18 protein-coding genes are annotated in these 22,688 nt (G+C 45.9%); 1 reads left to right on the forward strand and 17 read right to left on the reverse strand.

Going from position 1 to position 22,688, the window contains the following annotated elements; translation table 11 throughout:
• Position 1: 1 nt before the first annotated feature.
• The 9 genes from IEW74_RS03620 to fliK form a co-directional block, all read right to left on the reverse strand.
• On the reverse strand, positions 2-1,336 hold the full coding sequence (locus IEW74_RS03620; RefSeq protein ID WP_188661678.1) for a sigma-54-dependent transcriptional regulator: 1,335 nt from the start codon (positions 1,334-1,336) through the stop codon (positions 2-4).
• 27 nt (positions 1,337-1,363) lie between these two features.
• Positions 1,364-2,170 carry a motility protein A gene (locus IEW74_RS03625; RefSeq protein ID WP_188661681.1) on the reverse strand — a complete coding sequence of 269 codons (807 nt, stop codon included), beginning with the start codon at positions 2,168-2,170 and terminating at the stop codon, positions 1,364-1,366.
• An 11-nt stretch (positions 2,171-2,181) separates the two neighbouring features.
• Complete coding sequence (fliN, locus tag IEW74_RS03630) at positions 2,182-2,481, reverse strand: flagellar motor switch protein FliN (RefSeq protein WP_268233799.1); 300 nt, start codon at positions 2,479-2,481, stop codon at positions 2,182-2,184.
• Between the two features lie 67 nt (positions 2,482-2,548).
• On the reverse strand, positions 2,549-3,373 hold the full coding sequence (locus tag IEW74_RS03635; RefSeq protein WP_188661685.1) for a FliH/SctL family protein: 825 nt from the start codon (positions 3,371-3,373) through the stop codon (positions 2,549-2,551).
• Between the two features lie 18 nt (positions 3,374-3,391).
• Positions 3,392-4,411 carry a flagellar motor switch protein FliG gene (gene fliG / locus IEW74_RS03640; RefSeq protein ID WP_188661687.1) on the reverse strand — a complete coding sequence of 340 codons (1,020 nt, stop codon included), beginning with the start codon at positions 4,409-4,411 and terminating at the stop codon, positions 3,392-3,394.
• Positions 4,412-4,423: 12 nt separating this feature from the next.
• A complete protein-coding gene (gene fliF / locus IEW74_RS03645; protein ID WP_188661689.1) occupies positions 4,424-6,055 on the reverse strand; it encodes a flagellar basal-body MS-ring/collar protein FliF in 1,632 nt (543 codons plus the stop codon).
• Positions 6,056-6,354: 299 nt separating this feature from the next.
• Positions 6,355-8,532: a flagellar hook-basal body complex protein gene (locus tag IEW74_RS03650; RefSeq protein ID WP_188661691.1), complete on the reverse strand. Its 2,178-nt coding sequence runs from the start codon at positions 8,530-8,532 to the stop codon at positions 6,355-6,357.
• A gap of 109 nt (positions 8,533-8,641) precedes the next feature.
• Positions 8,642-9,685: a flagellar hook assembly protein FlgD gene (locus IEW74_RS03655; protein WP_188661693.1), complete on the reverse strand. Its 1,044-nt coding sequence runs from the start codon at positions 9,683-9,685 to the stop codon at positions 8,642-8,644.
• A gap of 24 nt (positions 9,686-9,709) precedes the next feature.
• Positions 9,710-11,509, reverse strand: a complete 1,800-nt coding sequence (gene fliK, locus IEW74_RS03660) for a flagellar hook-length control protein FliK (protein ID WP_188661695.1) — start codon at positions 11,507-11,509, stop codon at positions 9,710-9,712.
• 260 nt (positions 11,510-11,769) lie between these two features.
• Here fliK and IEW74_RS03665 point away from each other — a divergent pair, with 260 nt between their 5' ends.
• Positions 11,770-13,629 (forward strand): GNAT family N-acetyltransferase, encoded by a 1,860-nt coding sequence (locus IEW74_RS03665; protein ID WP_188661697.1) that lies wholly within the window; start codon positions 11,770-11,772, stop codon positions 13,627-13,629.
• On the opposite strand, the gene pseB is transcribed toward IEW74_RS03665, so the two are convergent.
• The 8 genes from pseB to IEW74_RS03705 all read right to left on the reverse strand — a co-directional run bounded on the left by pseB (position 13,626) and on the right by IEW74_RS03705 (position 22,514).
• Positions 13,626-14,675, reverse strand: coding sequence for a UDP-N-acetylglucosamine 4,6-dehydratase (inverting) (gene pseB, locus IEW74_RS03670; RefSeq protein WP_188661705.1), 1,050 nt, complete (start codon positions 14,673-14,675; stop codon positions 13,626-13,628). The genes IEW74_RS03665 and pseB overlap by 4 nt on opposite strands.
• A gap of 5 nt (positions 14,676-14,680) precedes the next feature.
• Positions 14,681-16,684, reverse strand: coding sequence for a motility associated factor glycosyltransferase family protein (locus IEW74_RS03675; protein WP_188661707.1), 2,004 nt, complete (start codon positions 16,682-16,684; stop codon positions 14,681-14,683).
• Between the two features lie 10 nt (positions 16,685-16,694).
• Positions 16,695-18,575: a tetratricopeptide repeat protein gene (locus IEW74_RS03680; protein ID WP_188661710.1), complete on the reverse strand. Its 1,881-nt coding sequence runs from the start codon at positions 18,573-18,575 to the stop codon at positions 16,695-16,697.
• Between the two features lie 41 nt (positions 18,576-18,616).
• Positions 18,617-19,078: a flagellar biosynthesis regulator FlaF gene (locus tag IEW74_RS03685; protein ID WP_188661712.1), complete on the reverse strand. Its 462-nt coding sequence runs from the start codon at positions 19,076-19,078 to the stop codon at positions 18,617-18,619.
• Positions 19,026-19,460, reverse strand: coding sequence for a flagellar biosynthesis repressor FlbT (locus IEW74_RS03690; protein ID WP_188661714.1), 435 nt, complete (start codon positions 19,458-19,460; stop codon positions 19,026-19,028). The genes IEW74_RS03685 and IEW74_RS03690 overlap by 53 nt, the downstream gene beginning before the upstream one ends.
• Before the next feature lie 79 nt (positions 19,461-19,539).
• On the reverse strand, positions 19,540-20,478 hold the full coding sequence (locus tag IEW74_RS03695; RefSeq protein ID WP_188661716.1) for a flagellin N-terminal helical domain-containing protein: 939 nt from the start codon (positions 20,476-20,478) through the stop codon (positions 19,540-19,542).
• 165 nt (positions 20,479-20,643) lie between these two features.
• A complete protein-coding gene (locus IEW74_RS03700) occupies positions 20,644-21,378 on the reverse strand; it encodes a cytidylyltransferase domain-containing protein (protein WP_188661718.1) in 735 nt (244 codons plus the stop codon).
• An 8-nt stretch (positions 21,379-21,386) separates the two neighbouring features.
• Positions 21,387-22,514 (reverse strand): hypothetical protein, encoded by a 1,128-nt coding sequence (locus IEW74_RS03705; RefSeq protein WP_188661720.1) that lies wholly within the window; start codon positions 22,512-22,514, stop codon positions 21,387-21,389.
• Between the last annotated feature and the right edge of the window lie 174 nt (positions 22,515-22,688).

Raw genomic sequence — 22,688 nt, forward strand, 5'->3', positions numbered from 1 at the left:
TTTAACCATTGCCGCCGGCAGCGGGAACGTTGAAACCTTCGTCCCCGTATAGCTTCAGCTTGTTGCGCAATGTGCGGATGGAAATACCCAGAACATTGGCGGCATGCGTCCGGTTGCCAAGGCAATGATCCAATGTGGCAATAATCAGTTTACGTTCCATATCTGCAACGGTTTGACCGACAAAATCCCCCGGATTACCCGTGGCTTGGCCTGTGTCGGCGCTGGGTTGTGCGCTGGGACTGCCGCTTAACATAATGGCTTCTTCGCCGATTTCAGTGGGACCGGCAATCAGAACGGCGCGGTGCATGGTGTTTTCCAATTCGCGCACGTTCCCGGGCCAACTGTGGCGCAGTAATTTATTCAGTGCAGTCGGCGATAGAGGCCGTTCTGCCATGTCATTGGCTTTTGCATATTTTTTGATAAAGTGATCGGCAAGAATTTCCACGTCTTTGGGACGTTCTTTCAAAGACGGTAATTGCAGATTAACCACATTCAGACGGAAATATAAATCTTCGCGGAATTCACCTTTGGCAACGGACTGTTCCATATTGCGGTTGGATGTTGCCAAAACACGGACATTGACGGGAACAGGTTTTTTACCCCCGACACGATCAATTTCACGTTCCTGTAAAATTCGCAGTAATTTGGCCTGAAGACGGGGATCCATTTCTGAAATCTCGTCCAGCAGGATGGTGCCGTTGTTGGCTTCTTCAAATTTGCCGATCCGGCGCGCCACGGCACCTGTGAAGGCACCCTTTTCATGGCCGAATAATTCTGATTCCAGAAGGTTTTCCGGGATAGCCGCGCAATTGACAGCAATAAAGGGACCATCCTTGCGCCGGGAATTGCGATGGATGAAACGGGCCATAATCTCCTTACCCGTACCGGATTGCCCCGTGATCAGAACGCTGGCATCTGAAGGCGCGATTTGTTTGGCAAGGCGCACCACATCGTCCATGATCGGATCGTGATAGATCATGGCATGGCTTTCTTCTGCCACCGCGCTTAAGACAGCGCCAATCAATTCCGCATCCGGGGGCAGGGGCAGGTATTCCTGTGCGCCTGCGCGAATGGCGCGTACGGCGGCTTTTGCATCGGTGGCAACACCACAGGCCACCACGGGCGTGTTGATGCGTTCGCCATTCAGGTTGCTGATGAATGTTTCAATATCAAGCTGGATATCCACCAGCACAAGGTCGATCCCCTTGCCTTGGCGCAAGGTGTCCAAACCTTCGTTGATGTTATCGGTGTGAATGACTTTTGCGCCGCGCTTCACTGCGATTTGGCTGGCAGCGCCGACTTGTCCATTCAATGTACCGACAATCAAAATCTTCATCTGGTTTAGGCCTCTTTAATATCTGCGTTAATCGAAATATTGAACGCGACGGTTCGGTGGCAGAATACTGTTGAGCATCATCTCCAGACGGCGTGGGTTTTCCTGACGTCCGATGGATGCTGTGGCGAGAATATAGAGCTGGTTAATCAGCAATTCATCGTCGGAATTTCGCTCCAGTTTTGCCGCCAGCGGCATAAGTACCATGTTTGACAGGACCGCACCATAGAAGGTTGTCAATAAAGCAACAGCCATCGACGGACCAATGGTACTGGGATCATCGAGATTGCCGAGCATTTGAACCAGACCAATCAAAGTTCCGATCAATCCCATTGCGGGGGCGAATTCGGCAGCCTTGCGTAAAATGTTCGCCCCTTTGTAGTGGCGTCCGGCCATGGCTTCCAATTCGCCGATCATCATATTTTCGACTTCGTCTGCCGGGGTGCCGTCGACAACCAGCGACAATCCCTTGTAAAAAAATTCTTCGCGCCGGATATCGTCAAGAACGCCCTGCAATTGTAAAACACCTTGTTTGCGGGCAATCTCGGCAATGCGTATGGTTTGAACGGCGACCGTGCTGGCATTTTGATTTTTATAGAGAACGGTTTTGAAGATCAATTGACCGGCCCGCAACATTTCGCCCAGTGAAAAACAAACCGTGGTGACACCGATGGTTCCCCCGATCACAATCAAAACCGAAGGGGGATTGAAAAAGGATTCCGGTGATCCACCCAAGACAATAGCCGCGCCAACCAAGGCAAAGGCCACAATCAGGCCAATGATGGTTGCGCTATCTAAAGAGGCTTTGCCGCCGCCGATACCTTCGCCTTCGCTCATGTTTCCTGCACTCAGCTCCGGTCTGATTTGATAATCTCTGTCATGGTGACGCCGAGGCGTTCTTCAACCACGACGACTTCGCCGCGTGCGACAAGTCGGTTGTTGACATAGATGTCAATCGCTTCCCCCACCTTGCGGTCAAGTTCGACAACTGCGCCACGTCCCAGTTTTAAAAGGTCGCTCACGGGCATCGTTGCCTTGCCCAGAACGGCAGATACACGCACCGGGATATCGTAAACGGCTTCCAGTTCGCGCGCACTGGTCGGTAAATCCTGAACAGGTGTGCCCATGCTGGGGCCGGAGTGTCCCATCTGGCTTTCCGGGGCCATCGGGCCTTCCATATTGTCCAGATTGTTGAGTTCCAAGTTGTTGTCTTCGTCAGCCATCGAATGATGTCTCCTCTATTCCGGTCTGATTTTCTGACCGGTTTTCGGCCGATACATCTTGTGCGTTTGACAAGGGTGCATCTGCCTGATTATGAGTTTCGCCCTGATTGGTGCCTTGCGTCAAGTTTCGTTCTACAATTTCGTCAATTAGTTGCCACATATTTTCGATGTTGCGTTCTGCGCCGCCTTCTGCCCATTCAATACGGCAGTCACCGGGCAGGATATCATCATGTGCCATCGTGACAATCCGTCCGTCAAACCCCAGTTCATCGGCAATTTTAACCAGTTTGTCGTGCAAGTCTTCACGCAATGATTCGTGTACCTTAACAATGATACGCGGTTCAGCACGCAAAGGTTCCAGACATTTGGAAACCACGTTGAGAATTTCGTCCAGCCCATGTTTTTCCGCATAGGCGGGAATGATTTTTTTCGTAACCGCATTGGCAACGGATAAGGCGTGGGCTTCGTGATCTTCCTGACTTTTGCTATGGGCTGCAAACACAGCCGGGATGGTCTGTGCCATTTGCGTCAGTGCGGTTGCGATCATGCGTTCGAACTGGGCGTTGGCCTCTTCCAGTCCGGCGGCTTTGCCTTCATCAAATGCGGTTTGTTGGGCGGCGAGGACTTCTTCTTCGCTGAAGGTGGGCGGGGGCGGGGCCTCGACCTCTTCGTCGTCGTCGCCTTCGTCCTGCTCGCGCTCCCGGTGATGATGGGGGGCTTCGTCGTCGTCGTCAAAGGCGTAGCTGTGATCGGCCTCCGGGTCGTAATCCGGGTCGAAGTTTCGGTTTTCGAACATGTATCTTTTGACGGTACTCATAAGTTACATATACTCCAATTAGAAGACGAGTTCGTCTTCTTCGCCCGGTTGAGAAATATTGATTTCACCTGCATCGGCCAATTGTTTGGCGACGACAACGATTTCGGCTTGTGCTTCGTCCACATCGCGCAGACGAACCGGCCCCATTGCTTCCATGTCTTCGCGCATCATCTTGGCGGCCCGTTCGGACATATTTTTGAAGAACAGTTCCTTGACCTCTTCGGAACCGCCCTTCAATGCCATTGCCAGTTTGTCTTTTTCGGCCTGACGCAGCAGGATTTGAATCCCGGATTGATCCACACGCACCAGATCGTCGAAAGTGAACATAAGGGCTTTGATGCGTTCGGCAGACTCGCGGTTGCGTTCTTCCAAGGCGGTAATAAAGCGGTTTTCGGTGTTGCGATCCAAATTGTTGAAGATATCGGCCATCAATTCGTGACTGTCGCGGCGTTGGGTCCGTGCCAGGTTGGACATAAATTCGGAACGCAGGGTTTTTTCCACCCCGTCCAGAACTTCTTTCTGGACAGCTTCCATACGCAGCAGGCGCATGATGACTTCCATCGCATAGTTTTCGGGCAATAAAGACAGAACACGTGCCGCATGATCCGGTTTGATTTTCGAGAGAACAACCGCAACCGTTTGCGGATATTCGTTTTTGAAATAGTTGGCAAGGACGGCTTCGTGAACGTTGCCGAGTTTGTCCCACATGGTGCGCCCGGCCGGGCCGCGAATTTCTTCCATAATGGCGGAAACGCGGTCTTTGGGCAGGGCGTTTTTCAGCAAGCGTTCCGTACTGTCAAACGTCCCGACAAGGGATCCGGCGGAAGACAGTTGATCGGCAAATTCAACGAACAGACGTTCAATAACCGTGGAACTGACGGAACCCAGCGAGGCCATGATTTGGGAAAGCTCGCGGATTTCTTCATCATCCATCATTTCAAACAGCCGACCGGAATGTTCATCCCCCAGCGACAGCATGAAAATGGCAGCTTTCTCCTGTCCTGTTAAACTGCGGTAATCGTCTTTTACGCGTGCCATCGTATCCTACCCTTAGCCTTCCTGATACATCCAGTTGCGAATAATGGCGAGTGCTTCCTCCGGGTGTTTTTCGACGATTTCGCCGACTTTCTTGACGGAGGACGCTTTCACGCGGCCTTCTACCCGGTCAATATCGATAAGCTCCTCGAAACTGTCATCTTCATCAGCCACGGTATCGGATGGAACCGGAACACCACCCGGACCAGCCAAAGCTTCCTGTTCGGCTTCTGCCAAGGCAGCGGCCTCGGCGGCGGCTTGTTGTTCGAACACACGTTTGATAAGCGGGCGAACCACCAAAAGGATGACCAGCAAGGCAACAAGACCAAGGACAACCATCTCGGCGTAGTGCATGAGTTCTTCTTTGGTGAAAATCCAGAAGACAATTTCAGGTGCATCGTCAATGGCCTCAACGGAGGCAAAGCGCATGTTGATGACATCAACCTGATCGCGGTCCTGCGTAAAACCAATCGCGCTTTTTACCAAAGTTGAAATTTGATCCATTTCTTCCTGGCTGCGCGGCTCATAAGTCACCGTTCCATCTTGTCCGGGGGTGTAAATACCATCAACCAGAACGGCAACGGACAAACGATTGACAACAGCGGTTTCACGAACCCGGTTAATGATTTTTTTAGAGATTTCGTAGTTGACGGTTTCCTGTGTCCGGCTGGCACTGGACCCGGCGGTTGCACCGCTGCCACCATCTTGTGCATCCGGCAGGTTGTTGCCAACCGTCACGGACATATCATTTTCGCTTTCGTTGCTTTGCTCGTTTTCTTCCATTGTGGAACTGGAACGAACCACCTGACCTTCGGGGTCATATTCTTCTTCGACTGAGGTCTCGCGGGAGAAATCCATATCGGCATAAACTTCGGCGCGCACTTTACCAAAACCGACGGTGCGTTCCAGCAATCCCTCGATGCGGCGCGCAATGGCTTCCTGTTTTTGCAGACGCTGGTTTTCGATTTCCTGTGCCTTGTCGGCATTACCGGGTTGTTCGAAACCACGGGCAAGCAATGTGCCTTTGTCATCGACAATGGAAATGCGTTCAGGCTTTAGGTCCGGTACGGCTGAGGCGACCAAATGTTGAACGGCCGTGATCTGTTCTTTGCTTAAGCGTTCCGCATTGTTCATTTTTAGAATGACGGAGGCACTGGGCTGCTGGCGTTCCCGCGAAAATAATTCACGACGCGGCAAAACCAGATGGACCCGGGCGGCTTTTACGTTGTTGATGGAACGGATGGTTCGGGCAAGCTCGCCTTCCAATGCGCGGACCAGATTGACATTCTGTTGAAAGTTGGTGGAACCGACACTATCGGTGCCGTCAAAAACTTCATATCCGACAGACCCACCGGTGGGGAGGCCGTTTTCAGCGATTTTAAGACGCATGGGGCCGACTTTGTCGGAGGATACAAAAATCTCCGCCCCTTCTTTTGCGATGTCGTAAGCAACTTGTTCACGCGCCAGGATCGCGACGATTTGTTGTGAGTCATCTGTATTCAGGTTGGAATAAAGCAATTCCATTTGCGGTGTACTCAAACGGGTCATCAAATAAATGAAAAAGGCAACCAGAGCCAATATGACACCACCGACGACAGCCAGTCGCTGTGGTCCGAGATTTTTTAATGTGTCTACAAAACCGCTCACTTGATGCGTTCCTTCCGATGTACCTGTTTAAGTCTGTTACATAGTCCGCAGGTACGACCCGCGTATGATGCTACATATTAGAATCTAACGCGATTACCCTAAACAAGAGGTTAATAACCCGGCAATTTTTGCCCATTGGATTCTTTAACCGACTCAGCTTCTCTAAAATGGCCTTAAAAGCTCAATGATTCTAGTGTTTTTTTGCCTCGGTAAAAGAAAAATGCCCCGGCGCAAAAACACCGGGGCCAAGTCTTAAAGAGAACCGATAAAAATCGGAGATTGTCAAGAGTGAGACGGGCTTAACGTTTCACTCTCAACAGTTCTTCCAGCATCTCGTCTGATGTGGAAATGATCTTGGCCGCAGCACTATAGGCGCGCTGGGTTGTGATCATAGAGGTGAATTCTTCCCCCAAATCAACGGTGGAAGCTTCCAATGAAGATTGTTGTACGGAACCGGACCCGGCAGAACCGGCTTCACGCACGGTCGGCTGACCGGAGAAATCCGTTTCAATCCAGACGTTGCCGGACAGACTGTTCATGCCGTTCGGGTTCACCATTGTGGCAACCGGGATCATAAAGATCGGGCGGGTCACGCCGTTATCGAACAGGGCGGTCACAACACCGTCTTCCCCGATGGTGACACCGGCAAAGTTACCGAAGGAGGCCCCGTTCTGGGCAATATAGTTGATCTGGTATGTATCACCAAATTGTGTCATCCCATCGGCCACGTTATAGTTCCCAAGGGAGACCGATAGGGCCGGACTGTCGGAGCCGTTCATATCTTCCGCCCCGTTGGCCCAGTCAATTTTATATTGGATGCGGGGGTCAGATGCAGTCGCTTCGTCTGTACCGAAGAATTTATTCGGTGTACCATCGCCATTGAATTCGAGTGTATAGTTATTGGGATCGGTCCATGCTGCTGCAGAGTCCAGTTTTTCAACTGTGAAGGCACTATCTTGAATAACCGAAGTTACACCAGCCGTTGTTAGGCCTGACATATCAACGGATATATCATAAGAGGTGGAACCATTATGAAAGGCGACTGAATTTTCACCCGCAATGCGTTCGGCCCAATTATTTGGCGGAGATTTAGGTGTACCTGCATATTCGGTCTGCAAAATGTTGTTTACCGCTGCGGCAACCTTATCCATGACTTGAGAAAGAGAGCGTCCGCTAGTGTTAATGTTAAGGGTACGATCAGCTGCAAGGGCCAATGTTGCAGGAGTGAGACCGCCATCAGTTAATGTAGCTGCGGATGCTTCAGAGAAGGTTACTGCATTGTTGGGTGCGGCAGCATTCACGGGGTTGTTAAAGGTGATTGTACCACCAGATACGGAGAACCATTCGCCTTGACCAAAAACTGTATCTGCTTGAGTGTTTAGGACTGTGTTCAAGTTACTGATTGTGGAATTTAAGGTGGATCCAATAGAAACTGAAATATTACCACTGGTAACTGAACTATCGTTGTCAAATTCGAAGACATAGGGAGTGCCGCCTACGTCCATTGTGAAGGTTTCTCCATCAGCTGGGTTTGTGCCTGAAAAAGCCAGGTCACGGGTTTGCAGAGCCAGATCATCAGATGAACCGCTGAAGTTAATTGTATAGTCCGTATTATCAACGTTAATCGTCATGGACTTGCCCGCATCAGGAATAGAATCAAAGTCCATTCGACCGATTGACATATAGTTGTTGCGAGCAGAATTCTGATCTTCCACAACGATTGAGGCTGAGCCGCGTGGCGGGACAACACTTAAATCCCATGCATTAGAAGCCCGTTTCGTCCATGTATGGTTGATATTGTGTGCAGCACCCAAAGAGTCGTAAATGAGTACGTCTGTTTTGTGTGACTTACCAACAGCAGCGGAGGAAGGCAGGTTGGCCCCCATAGAAATGGTGGTTGTTGAAACGGCTGTCCCACCAATTGTTTTCAGGTTGAGCGGACGCAGGTTGGTGTTATCCACGATGTTGTCGTTGATATAAACCGTATCGCCTTCGGTGTTTCTATAAGATTTCATATAGGTGCTGCCGCCAATGTCTTTTTGAACGGCCTGAGTTGAACCATCCCACGTTTGCAGCGGCCAGCCTTGCAGGTAGTAGCCGGACGTATTTTGCAGGTAACCTTCTTTATCCACACGGAAAGACCCCGCGCGGGAATAGGCATAGATGTCACCCGTTGACGGGCTGCCCGCTTCGTTTACGATGAAAAAACCGCCGCCTGAAATTGAAATATCGGTTGCAGATGTCGTGGATTGTAAAAGACCCTGCACATCAACGCCTTGGCGAGGTTTCGATTGAACGCCGCCTGCGGAATATTTGGTCAGGGAGGCTTGCTTGGTCACCAGTGTCTGAAAATTGACCTGTGTCGATTTGTAGCCGATGGTGTTTACGTTTGTCACGTTATCGGCAATGGCACCCATCGCACTGGATTGTGCCTGAAGGCCGGATACACCGGAAAAAAGTGCGCCGTATAAGCTCATCTTTTATCTCCATTAAGAATGTTTTTTTAGCATTCTTGCTTATCGTTTAAGTCACCCGTTCTAGGTCACTGGTTCTCTATTCGTTGAAGCTTGTGCTTCTTGTTATAAATTATGCGGCAGCGGCAATCTCTGCGAGAGCTTTAGCTGTAGCATTGGCCTGGGCTGCATCAGATGCGGCCTTAGATGCTTTTGCAGCGGCAGTAATGGCGGTTTGTGCCGCCTCGGCTGCAAGTGCGGAACTTGTTGCATTTTGTGCTGTTTCATATGCCTCTGCGGCTTCTGCTTTCGCGGCGGCAGCAGCCTCGGAGGCGACTTTCGCTTTTTCTACTTCAGCCTCAATCTCGGTGATCGGATAATCTTCAGCATATTCTTGTGTAGATTCGTAAGAAGCCTGTGCAGACTCAGCACTGGCGGCAGCATCTTGTGCGGATGCTTTGGCTTTCAGTTGAGCCGCAGCGATTGAGTCAACTTCCGACAGTTCAACAGCTTCTTCTTTCAACGAGATGACATCAGCCAGCTTGACGGCCTGATTGGTCATAATCAGTTCAGGTTCGTCACCGGCATAAGAGACCCCTGTGATCTTGCCGACAGCCGTGGTTGTGACATCAACCGGTGCACCATCTGCATCCAGTGCGGTCACGGTCAGTTTATAAAGACCATCCGGCAGTTTGTTGCCGCTCAGGTCCGTGCCATCCCACAGGACGCCGTGCTTACCGGCCGCCAGGTTCCCTTCACCGGAGAAGACAGTTCGTCCGTTATCATCCTGAATATTGATGAGAGTACCGACAGAATCTTCGTGCAGAACGTAGTTGAATTCAGCTTCGCCGTTGTAAACCTGAACCTGATTGGTTTTGACTTCGGCCATACGTCCAACATAACTGGCGACAGAGGACAACTGCGAAGTTTCTTGCGCTTTAATGAGGGCTTCAAGGTTGGCGTTTTGCGAAATTTGCTGTTCCACGCTGGCAAACTGTACCAACTGGGTCGTGAACTCGTTGGCATCCATCGGGTCCAACGGGTCCTGGTGTTGCAACTGTGTGGTCAGAAGCGTCATGAAATCGTCGAGGTCATCGGCGAGTTTTTGACGGTCCGTTTCGGCCCGTGATTGGCCGGCAACCGCAGCAGCGCCTAATCCGGAAATTGAGTCAGCCATCGTTCAACCTTTCTTCTTTCGTCCTTACGCACTCAGGTCCACGCCGCCATAGGCAGCGCGTAATTGGGCGCGACGTTCCAGTGCTTCCTGTTCGGCTGTCGTGATATCTTCGCCGCGCACAGGTGCGTCATTTAATGTATCGTTGCCAAGATTGCCGGACCCATTGCCTTGTGCTCTCTGTTGGCCTTCGTTGTTTTGCTGGCGCAAGTTAAAATTCATATCGCCCATGTCCAAACCTGCCTCACGCATGGATTTTTCCAATGCTTTGGCATCTTGTTTCAGCATCTCCAGCGTTTCGGGTCGGTCTGCTGTGACGGTTGCGGTGACCTTGGAACCTGTCATGTCCAATTGAACTTCGATCCGACCCAATTCCAATGGTTTAAGCTGGATATTGATGCGATCGGCACCGGCTTTTGCAGCCTTGGCGATTTCAACGTTGATATGTTCAGGTTTTGCCGTTGTGTGAACGTGCTGTTTGGCCTCATGTGTCGGCTTGGCCTGTTCAGCCTGCTGGGTCGGGTTGCTGGCTTGCGTCTGTGTTGTCGTTGCGGTTTGCGTCGTTTCTGCACCAACCGTTGTTTGTGCAACTTGTGCGCCGGTCCCTTTTGCAGCGGCTTGTGCGCCCTTTGCTTCATTCACCATATTGGCGAAATTCTGATTTTGGGTGTTCTGTGCAGAATTGTTTTGATTGTTTTGCACCTGTGCATTGGCGAGACCTGCCTGTGCATTTTGTCCCAGATTGGACTGCGCATTATTCTGCTGCTGCCCATTTTGGGTGGAAATACCCGCCTGATTGGTGTTTGCTGCAACGCTGGATGCATTGGACAATGAAGTTGAGGTCTGAGACGTGGTTGTCGCAGCCGCTTCTGCGACTTTGACCTGAACATTTGCCTGTTGGTTCTGACCGATTTTTTTGGACAACTCCGCAGCTTGTTGTTGTGTGTTGCTTTGTTGTTGTGTGGTCTGTTGCGGATTAATCTCTTTTTGCTCGCCCTTATTGACCTGCGCTTGCTGCTGAGACTGGTTTTGCGCATTGCCGTGCTGACCAGCTTGTCCTTGTTGGGCGGTGTTTTGTGTGGTCGTTGTCTGTGTTGTTGTGTTTTTGGCGTTCGGATCCACAGCTAAGGGATCAGTCGTCTGGCTCCCTGTTTTTGTGCTATTGCCTTGGGTGTTGCTCTGCTGTGTTGAGGCAACGGCGGCAACTACGCTCGGATCTGTTGCACCTTGTGCGTTGGCAGCAGCGGCTTGTCCCAGATTTGCATTGGCGGCTGCATCGGCAAGGTCGTTGCCTTGGTTTTCGCTGTTTGCGCCAGCCTCATTTGTGTCGGCTGTATCGTTTGAGGCATTACCGTTGGCCTCAGTTGTTTCTTTTTGTTCGTTCTTATCTGCTTTGGGCTTGTCCCCTGCGTCCGCATCTTTTTGCGGTGCATCCTCGCGTTCGGAACGATCCCGGTTGTCATCACTGGCATCCCGACGTGTATCGTCTGCGCGATCATCCGGGCGATCTTCTGTGCGTGTGTCGTCAGATTTATCGCTACGATCACTTGCGACATCGTCGTCGTTGCGTGCATCGACTGTTTTGGATGCTTTATCGTCGTACGAGTCATCATAGCCTTTGTCAGAACGCGCATCATAGGCGGGCTCGTTGGATGATTTGGAGGTCGACATGCTTAGGTTCGTGCTCATATTGCTGCTGGAAAAAGCGAGCAAATCGGCAAAACCTGCACTATTGTTGGTGCCTTTTGTTTTTGTTGTTTGGGCCACAGGACCTGTCACCGGGGCAACAGTTCCGTTATTTTTCGCGTTAACCGCTAAATTATCCATGATCGCGTCCTCGCAAGTTCCGGTTCTTCGACGGATTAAATGCAAGGGATGTGCCAGAAGGTTTATTTTGTTCTAGTTGATTGAAAAATAATAATAAAATTATTATTGGAAGGTTGAGCTTTATGAACTGTTTGTTGATGACAAGGAAAAAAATACCGTTATGGGCAAAATGTGCAGTCTGTTGTATTGTGTGAGATACAATTTCGTGAGTCTGCTATAAAACATACCATTCAGAGTTCGACAAAATTTGTAGGGTAATAATGACTCGTATTTCTTTTAAAACATGTAAAAAAAGTCAGGAAGATGCACGAAAAATAATGATGTGGCGTAATGACCCGGTCACCTTGGCTGTTTCTTATCATCATACGCCTAAGGTGTGGGAAAATTTTTGGAGGGAATATTGTGACGAATATTTGATGCCCGTTTCGAAGGTACCTCAGCCCGTTTTTGCTGAAGTTGATGGCACCCCCTGTGGTTTCTTGAAGTTTGCCCCATTTAAAGACCCTTTGGACCGGAATTTGAGTTGTGTGGAGATTTCTATCAATATTGCTCCAAGTTTTCGCAAGCAGGGGTTGGGCCACAGGGTATTGTATGAGGTACAAGATTATTTGAAGCAACAAGGTGTCCAGTCTGTTTATGCTGAAGTAAGAAAAAATAATGATCCCTCAAAACGAACTTTCCGACGTGCAGGATTTAGATATCTAGGTGATGCTAATAAAACGGTCCATGACACAGGAGAAGAATGCTGTATTTCTAAATACCTTGTGGACTTAAATATTGAAAAAGCGATTTGCATTGATTTAGACGGAACGTTGGCGGATAGCCTTTCCTGTATGGAAGAAGCTTATTATAGTTTTTTGCAGCTTTATGGGGAAGAAGGCGACATAGAGGAGTTTAATCAACTGAATGGTCCTCCTTTACTGAATGTCGTACGCATATTACAACAAAGATACGATTTGCCGGGGTCTGTTGTTGAATTACATAAGAAGTATGAAGAAATTATAGATTGCTTTTATGATAAAGCGGCAATTATGCCCGGTGCTGATCAATTTCTAATTCGCGCTCATCAAGAAGGGTGGGGGATTATCATTGTTACTTCTAACAGTGAAGAACGTACAAGATCTTGGTTGAAGGTTCGCAAATTATGGCCTCTTGTGAATGCGTTGGTGTGTGGTGAAGATGTTGAAGAAGGGAAACCTTCAAAAGAACCTTATTTGAAAGCCGCTGAAAAAATTGGTTGCAAGCTTTATAATATAATTGCCATTGAAGATTCGAAAGCTGGTGTATGTTCTGCGACGAGTGCAGGAATTCGCACTTTAATGATAGGACAAGATGGGAATAATTATGAAGAAGAACAGGCGTGGCCTGTGAAGGATTGGTTCGAAGCAACCTATTTTCTTTTTTCTTTTCAAGGTTTGATGATTTTTAAGTTAGCGAGAGAATTAAATATTCATCTTAGGGGAGACGGGAGCGTTGATGCTGCACTGAAACATGAAATTGACAGGCTATGGAAAGTAGCTCAGCAGGAAGAGGGAAATATTTTTTTTAATGGTCCTGTTTGCCGTTTGGTTAACTACGGATATCGTAACCTGACGCTTGAACTTAGTACTTATAAAGTATTTTTGGCTTTACGCCGGAATATGATGTTACAGACTAAATTAGATTGGTTCTCATTAGCTGTATCAGGTTTGCTGCTTTGTCGTGACGGCCTTGTGGCGGGGAAGCGTTCTAATCAGGTTGCAGATGAGGCTGGTTATTGGGAGTTGGTCCCTTCGGGGGCATGTGACGACAATGTTTTCGAAGAAGACAAGAGTTATAAAAGTGGACTTGAAAAGCAAGTTCTCACGGAATTACTTGAAGAAGTTGGTTTGGATCGAAAACAGGTTCGAGTAAGCGATCCGTGTTATTTAATTATCAATACCGAACAACGTTTGATTGATGTAGTTTTCAAGATTGAGACAAATTTGTCTTTCTCTGAAATTTCTCAATATTTTCAGAAAGTAAAAGAGGAATATAGTGACATTACGGTTTTAAGGGAATCAGGTTTAAGTGCTGAAAATATTACCTTAACGAAGACATCGACGTTGATAAAACAGTTATATTGTGACGGGTATATTTAAAATGTTTCATTTGGGTAAAGGTGTCTCAGTAGCTGCTTGATCTCTTCAATATCAAGGAAGTGTGGGTTGTTATTACTTGTATATTCAAAGTCTGGTGAGACTTCTTTTGCATCAGCTAGTTTATTTTCACCAAGTCGCCAAAAAGCATAAGATGGTTGGATTATGTAACAATTATCCATTTCGACCGTTTGTCGTGCTTCATCCATAGGCACCATAATTTCATGGAGTTTTTCACCGGGGCGAATGCCAATTATCTTAATGGGGATGTTCGGTGCCATAGCCTTGGCGATATCAGTGATAGTCGTACTTGGAATTTTGGGAATATAGATTTCACCACCATCCATTCTGGATAAGGAAGTTAGAACGAAATCAACTCCTTGTTGCAATGTAATCCAAAATCGGGTCATCTGATCATGGGTAATAGGAAGATGATCGGTACCCTGATTTAATAATTGCTTGAAGAAAGGAATGACACTGCCTCGAGAACCGATAACATTTCCATAACGTACAACGGAAAAGCGAGTACCATCTTTGCCCGATAAGTTATTAGTCGCAACAAAAATTTTGTCAGAGGCCAGTTTTGTTGCACCGTAAAGGTTTAATGGATTTGCTGCTTTGTCGGTTGATAAGGCAACAACTTTTTTTACATTCCGGCTCATACAAGCTTCAACAACATTTTCTGCGCCGATGATATTTGTGCGGATACATTCAAATGGATTGTATTCAGCGGCTGGAACTTGTTTTAAAGCTGCGGCATGGACAACATAATCAATGTCACGTAATGCCATTTGTAATCTTGATTTATCGCGAACATCTCCGATAAAAAAGCGAATAGTATGAAATTTGGGGTGATTAGCTAATCGATTATGCATCTCATACTGTTTTAGTTCATCTCGAGAATAGATAATAATTCGTCTTAAGTTTGCTTCATCCAAGAGAGTCTGCACTAATGCATTGCCAAAGGAACCGGTTCCACCTGTAATGAGAATAGATGCTCCATCCAAGAAAGAGGTACTTGTTTTAAAAGATGTTAACAGTTTAGACATGACATTTACTCGTTTACCTGTAAATCAATTTTATTTTTTTGCGCAAGGCTCTTGTAGTCATATGGTTTGAAAGTAGGAGCTTTCTGACCTGATTGATAAGCATTAAACATGATATCTATCCAGTCTAACATCCATAATGTTAATTCTTCCCATGCATCTAGAAAACCTTCAATAAAGAGATTTGTTTGTTCGTCACTTGTGCGGTTTCCATAAAATGCTGCGGCACGAATCATGCCAGCCATAGATCCATTGATAATGCGTAGTACACGGTTCGCTTTGTTGTGGTTTTGTTTTTGCAAAGTCCGATAAGCCGCATATATTTCTCTAAAACTTTGTTGTTCAGCGCGTGCGGTTTCAATAAGTTCTGCAAATGCCTTCTTGAATATTTCCACCTCAGTGCAAACATCCTCCCAATTTATTTCTTGAATTAATTGCCCTTTTTGAATGAGAGGTAGTTGTTCTTCCATGTTTTTCAAAGTGAGCTTTTTTTGACTTGGTGTAATACTCGATAAGTCAATTGTAGAAGAGACTATAGGCAATGACTTGTTAATGCGTGCACCATGAGAACAATTCTTTAATTGCACTTTGTAAACATTTTGGATAGAAGCAAGTGACTGGCGTGAAACGTCAAAAAAATGGCCTGTCTCAACAGTTCCGCCGAAGTTTCCCGGAACAGAACGATCAAACCGTTTCTCAAATTCTTCATCTAAACCGATATCATAATAAATATGATCTTTATGATGATGCCCACCGCCTGCATAGCGACCACAATCAACGCCAAATAAGTAAATGTTTTTAAACCCCATATTTAGGATAAAAGAAACACCTGCATTGGCGACTAGGGGGAAAGAATAGAGGAGCGACTTTGTTTCATCAAAGAAAAAAGCAGATGAACTTAATCCCGGTCGGGCATATAACCATGTTTGTTTGAAAAATTCTGATACGCCTGCGGTTAAGGTTGAAGAGGAGACAAGGGTTATGTCCTTAAGATCATATTTTTCCGCTGTCTTACTGATGATTTCATATACCATTTCAACATTTTCAATTTCTATATGAAAGTCGGGCATAATATCGTTAGAGAGTAGAAGATTAAGCGTTGTTCCACATGATACAATAATGGCACGGTCTGCCCATTTCTTGACAGAGGCGATATCGCGCTCTAATGACGGTCCTGCAGCGACGATGAAGACAGGCAGGTTTTGTGATAGGAATGAGCCACGATTGATCAGCCGAAAGTCAATATTAAGTACATTATGGTAAGTGTTTTCCATCATCTTCACTTCATCTTCGAAGAAGCCGCTCGAAATGAACTGAGACTTGGCATATTCTTGAAATTTATTGTAAATTTCGTTTATATCACGAGAATAATAATGAATGAGGAAGTGAGAACCTTCAACGAAAACGACAGATAATGAGCTGAGAATATCGCTAAGGGCGTCAATGGATTTAAGAACACTTTGGCCGACGATAAAATGAATCTGTATCTCTTTTTCATCAGCCAGGTCAAATATCTCTCTCCAGTCAACACTGGAGAGAGAATGGATGAAAAAATCAGGAACAGGTTCGACAATTACGATATTAAAGGCAGCGTCTCTTTCTACGAGATCTTTAATATGGTGAGCAAGGCCAAGTCCAAAAACAAAGAAAAATCCGACATTACGTAAGGGCACCTGGGAGTTTACCGAGATTGTATGATCAACACAATGTTTGGCGACTTTGGTTATCAAGCCAATAGAGATTGGAGATAAGTTGCAATGGTTTGGGTTCTCATAAAGGATCTGAGATGGTTTCTTAAAGTAATCATCTAGCTGTGTCTGACAGTACTTCTGACTATCTTGACCGTAAAGTTCTACGTTATCGACAGTGATGTTTACCGGAGTACCATTTTTTAGAACCAGCTTGGAACCAGCCATGTCAAAATGAATGGCTGATTTATATAAAGCAGGGTAACGGTCTTTGAAGGCATTAAGGTTTTTGTTTTTAAGTTTTTCGACGTTGACCGTAACCATTTTTCTATACCTATTTTGCGATGGACTTCTCAACCCAGACATGTTCTAGCAGATCTTCCCACTCTTGAATACGGGCTTTATAATTGAAAAGGTTCTCCAATTTATATTTTTTGGCAGAATTTTTACTGAGAAAATCCCGCTTTTCAGGTGAATTTGCCCAGTTTATGGCAAATTCTACGTATTGGTCATCATCGTCGGCAAGGAAGTTATCTTTTATATCTAATGTATTAAAAAGAAGATGTGCAGGGTAGCTGCTTCCTTCTTTCCCTTTTTGATAAATTACAGGAAGGCCACATTCCATTGCATTATAAACCGTAATGTAATTTTGATCATAAGAGGCTAAGAAAATATCCCCATGAGCAAAAAATTCGGCCATATTTCCAGTCGTTACAATATCAATGCGATGGGAGATCCCGTAGTTTCCAAAACGTTGTATTAGAGCGTCCGTGTTATCTTGGGCTAAGAAATGATTATTTTTCAGGACTAAGGTAGAATTCGGGCATTGGTTTAAAATGCGAGCCCAAGTTGCGACGATTTGAGGAGACAAGCTACCAAGCTCGGCATCACACAGAAAGGTGATCTGTTGATCTTTTTTCGGGATTCTAAAATTTTGCTTTGTCATAGGAGCTATAAAAACATTTCCCGTTTTTAGTTGTATAGCTTTTTCAAGGATTGCAATGTTACGTTCCTCTAAGCCAATACCATCGACAAGATAGTCCATTTCGGGCATGCCCGTTCCAAAGGGGCTGCCTATCATAGAGATTTGAACAGGGGCGATACGCATAGAAAATAGGCGCAATAATCCCGGTTCATTATAGCCACTAAGATCAATTAGAATATCAGGTTCTTCTGCACCGATCATGGCGCGCACCGTTTCTATATTGATGCCCTTGATGTTACGCCATTCGCGAAATCCTTTTTGCAATAAGTAATTTTGCAATTCGTGACCTTCCCCTATTCCGAATGCTATAGGGTGAAAACGGTCATGGTTATGGTGCATTAAGAAATCGGCAAGGGCGGGCGCAATACGCGATGTTTCTAGTTGACCAACGAGATAGGCAACAACAAGTTTATCTTTCTGCTTTGGTTTTTGGACGTCCCAGTGGCCCGTGTCGTGAATAGAGGATGCTTCCCCCCATTTAATGATTTCAGAAACAATTTTTTTACGATCAAATTCCGCATCATGAAACATGGAGAGGCATTTTTCTCCGATGATGTTTTCTGGGGTGTTCGAATAACGGATCGCCCAATCGTAAACATGACGGGCTTCCGAATGATAACCTAAATGAGCAAGGGATTTGGCTAGGAGTACGCTTATATCTGGGTTTCCCGGGCAAGCATGCATGCCCCCGCGCGCGACTTCCATGACGCTGCGCCAAGACCCAGTTAAAAGCAAGCACATACACAAGTTAATATAAGATGCGGGGTCATTTGGCTTCGCCATTGATTGTTGACGATACCAATGTTCTGCCATTTCGATATCATTATTGTCCAATGCATGAAGAGCTCGTAATTTCAACGGGTCTTCAACCGTTTTCGTGAAAAATTGATCCAAATCCGGTAAAAAATCAGGAGAGATTAACTCTTTTAAATTTGAGGCAGGCTTCGCAATGGAGCGTAGTTTTGTATAGTAAAAGGCACTTTTATGATCACCGACTAAGAAGGCCATAATTGCGCAAAAATTGGCAATCTCTGCGTTTTGAGGATCTTCTTCATGTGCCGCGACAACTGTGTTGTAGGCATCAATATATTCATTTTTAGAATATAAAGCGAGTGCGAGAGCGTAAAGCGTTTCACTTCTTCGTCCATCATCATTGGTCAACATTTCCTGACACAAAGTGATAATCTCATCCCAGTTTTTATTTTGGAAATGAATACGCAAATTGTCCATTGTGATCTCTCGCTCGTAATGAAGTGGCGGGAAAAATAAGATTAGGCTTCAATATCACCGTCAAAACCAGCCAGAGCGGTTTCAGTTTCGGTGTTCTCTGCAGGAGAGTTTGATGCTTCTTGGTTTGTTAGTTGTATTGAATCGTACAGGCCACTTGCAATCTCCTTGTTGATGTTGAACATAACAGGGAGTAGCTCCATGTCTTTTTCTGCGTAAAAATCAATACTTCTTTTGTCTATAAAAGCGGCCAAAGAAAGGATGTTTTGACGAATGTTGGCTGGTAAAGGACAGTTTGGAGAAAGCATTTCTGATTGAAAAATTGTCCAAAGGCGCCAATTTAAGCGAACCGCAACTTCCGCATCTTCTGTATCTTTATTTTCATAAGCTTGCCGGATGCGAATAGCAGCCTGAGTAAGTGCCCAAGCTTCACTTTGCGTTGGATCTCCCGGTTCAGGTACTCTTTGGTACTTCTGATGGTTTTGCTGGTTCTGGTTGACGGACATTTTCTAACACTCTAGCTTCGTGATTGATCAATTCTTGTGTCTTTTTTAGTGCGCCGTATAAGTTAGCGTCATCAATCTCTTTTTCGATATCATTAACGATAGGGGCGCAGCTGGGTGCAGCTTTTATGTATTCTTTGAGATGAAGGTAAAAAAAACGTAAATGTTCTTCATATTTTTCTGGAAATATGTAGGCGCACTGTAACGCATAATATATTCGCGCTGCAGGAGTAACGCAATCATCGGGCCCAAGAACTTCTGAATCTCTTAATAAGCTAGCTTTGTTGTGAAGATTTAATGAGATATTGCGATTGCCAGCATTTTCTATGACGGCGCCGTTTATGATGATTTTTTGACCTTTTTTTAAATTTACTTGTAAAGCCACGTCCGCACCCTTGTTTTAAAAGAAGAAGGAAGGGGAAAAAAGTTTCCTTTTCCCCCCATCCCCATTTGATAGGCTTTGCTTATCGGAACAGACCCAATACGGCTTGTTCTGATTGACCAGCAAACGACAGAGCTTGAATACCCATTTGTTGACGAGTTTGCAAGGCCAGAAGGTTTGCACCTTCTTCGTTCAAATCGGCAACAGTCAATTGGGAAGCACCACTTCCAAGAACGTTGGAGTACTCTTGAGTAAAGTCTGCACGAACTTGAAGAATAGCTACGTTACCAGCCATTTTAGCAGCTTCCGCACGCAGGTTAGAGATGGTGGCGTCAAGCGACAAAACAGCCAAATCGGCTTGTTCGTTGAATGATGCCAACGTTGCAGCAGTTGAGAATTCGAAAGTCGAAATCCCTGCTACGAAACCAAGTGCGGACAGTAGTTTTTGCCCCATTTCTGTGGCTGCAGTTTCGAATGTCAAACCCACAGCGGAGAATGAGCCACCGCCTGTAGCTACTTGAATAAAGCCGGAAAGTTCAAAGTTAATACCATCAACTTTGAGTTTTGAATCTGCGGAGTCGGAAAAACGTACGCTAAGTGAGGATGCTGTTGAGTTCAACAGATTCAAACCCTGGTACGTTGCATCACCAACGATATGAGAAAGCTGCTGACCAAGATCACCGATTTGTTTATTGAAAGCCTCACGTTGAGTCGGATCACCGGAACGTGCACTATCAATAACACCTTTGATTTGGTCAACGAGTTTTTCCATTGCACTCGTTGCTTCTAGAGCTGTTTTCAGGGCATTGATCCCTTGCTCAATTGAAGACTTACGGTTCATCAAATCGCTAGCGCGGTCGCTCAGTGATTTGGCTTGGAAAAACTTCACCGCGTCATCTACTGGACCTGCAACAGACAGACCAGTGGACAAGCGCCCTTGAGTTCTTTCAATAAAACCGGAAGTGCTTTGCAATGACAACAGATTCGAACGTACTGCCGTAGATAGAGTTATATCAGCCATTTTTTTATTCCTTCATTCTAAAGGTGAGAAGATACCTTCCTGGTATCAGCTGTACATCACAGCTATATCAGACTACCTTATGCGGGTGTGAAGGGCAAGAGTTTTTGCGCATTTGGGAAGGGGGGTAAACGCCCTTCCCGGCTAGGGTTATTAAATGGCGTTTGTTTAAGATAATCTTGTTTTATCTATTTGAAATTCATTTATTTTTTTTAGGTCAGGTTCCTGTTCTAAAATTTTTAGAATTTGTAAATAGCTATATTGTTCTTTAGATGGTGCGGGTAGGCGATTAAAAATTTCATTGATCAATTCAAAATCTTGGGGTGTATCTAGCGTCCATCTTAAATGTGCCAAATTATCATTGGGGTGGGCAAGGTTACTGATCTTGGCGTGAGGGTTGGTGCGAATGAAAGGGGTGACATGTTCGCGTTCATGAGGTGATTTAGCTTGACGAAATGCTTTCTGGAGCCATTCAAGCTTGAAGAACTCGCAATCTAATCCATGTGGCCAGGTTGGCGGAATGTTATTGGCGCAGTAGTCTGCATTTTCTTTTAGGCCGTGATCAATTACTGCCGCACAGACTTGTGGATCTATCAGTGGACAATCGGACGTCACTCTAAGAATGTAATCCGCTTTCAGTTTTTGGGCTGCTTGATAATATCGGGCAAGAACATCCGTTTCAGACCCTCGAAAGACCTCTACATCGCATTGTAAAGCTTCTTCTGCAACGGGGTCAGAGTCTGCACTTTTTGGTATGGCGCAACAGACTGTGTTTACGTTTTCAATGGCCTTGCACCGCTCAAGCACGTGTTTCAATACGGTTTGGCCAGATAATTTTTTTAAAATTTTGCCATGTAGGCGGGTCGAATTCATTCGGGCTTGAATGATCGCAACGATATTCATGGGCGAATTTACACGCTAATATTCATCAAGGTATTCATTAGCGGATTGTTACCCGTAAAACGTGCAAACATGTTAGCATATTGGCTGCGTTGGGCCATCGCATGAGCCAAGGAGGTGGAGACAGATTGAAGTTGTTGTTGAATGGCTTGCTTTTTTACATCAATCTCGTATTGCATTTCCACCTGAAGCTCAATGTTTTTATCGTATGATTCTGTAATCACGTTTTCGGCCATGCCTTGGTAGTAATTCATGACAGTTAGAGCTGCCTCATAACGACTTTTTTCTAACTTTAGTACTTCTTCAGCAGCTTCGAGATCGTCTTTTGCGGTCGTGCGAGTTGTATCGTTATCCAATTTGCTATAAAGCCATGAATCCAAAACACCAATGCCTTTACGATAGATTGTCCCGGTAAATGTTTGCGGCGAAGCTGTTTCGCTGCCAATTGTGAACTCTATATCATCTCCAGAAATTGAATCGACTACGATATTATCGAAACTGCCAACTGTGGATGTTTCTTCATCTGGGTAGGTGTCGTATCTACGTATGAAATCGCCACTATAATTAGGTTGCCAACGCTTACCGTCCTGATCGACAATGTAATAATCCGATTCAACATTCAGGCCTTGAACGGTGCCGTAGCTTCCTGTTGGTGCTGTTGGGTATTCAAGTGTACGGGTGTTGGAGGCGAGAAGATTTGTTTTTGTGCGTGTGTTTGAAGCAAGATCGCGCACGCTATTAAGTATTGAATCAAAAGCAGCAGCATAACCACTGGAATCAAAATAATCACCGCTTTCTTCGGCTTGTTCTGCGTTATTAACGGTAAGACGCAGAGTCTCAATTCGGTTCAGCATCCCTTCTATGCGGGATAAAGAGTTGGACACCACATCCTTTGCGTCAGATATGTTTTGTTTCATATCTTCATAAGGTTTGATCTTGTAGGTGTTATAGTTGATTTTACTGGTGTAGCTGTCTTGGATCACCTTGCTTTCTCGCGCAAGTTTTTGATTGTATTGCGTCGAAAGCTGCGCACTAAGTTGTCGTCCTTGTATTTGCGCCAATCTTTGTGCAGTAGATTGAGTAGCACCGGACAAAGAGGTCGTTGTGCCGTTAGAAAGTGCTGAGAAAATATCTGCCATAGCAGCCATCCATTCTTGGAATATTGCGCATTCTACGCATCATGTAAAATCAAAGCTATTATAGCCGAGAAAAGCAAAAAGGTAAACGGTGCTATTTGTAAAAATACTTTCTTTATCTTATTAGAGATCGTTCAAACTATGTAATTTTAATGTATGAAACCGTTTATAACGTTT

Source organism: Terasakiella brassicae (assembly GCF_014641495.1).
GTDB lineage: Bacteria > Pseudomonadota > Alphaproteobacteria > Rhodospirillales > Terasakiellaceae > Terasakiella > Terasakiella brassicae.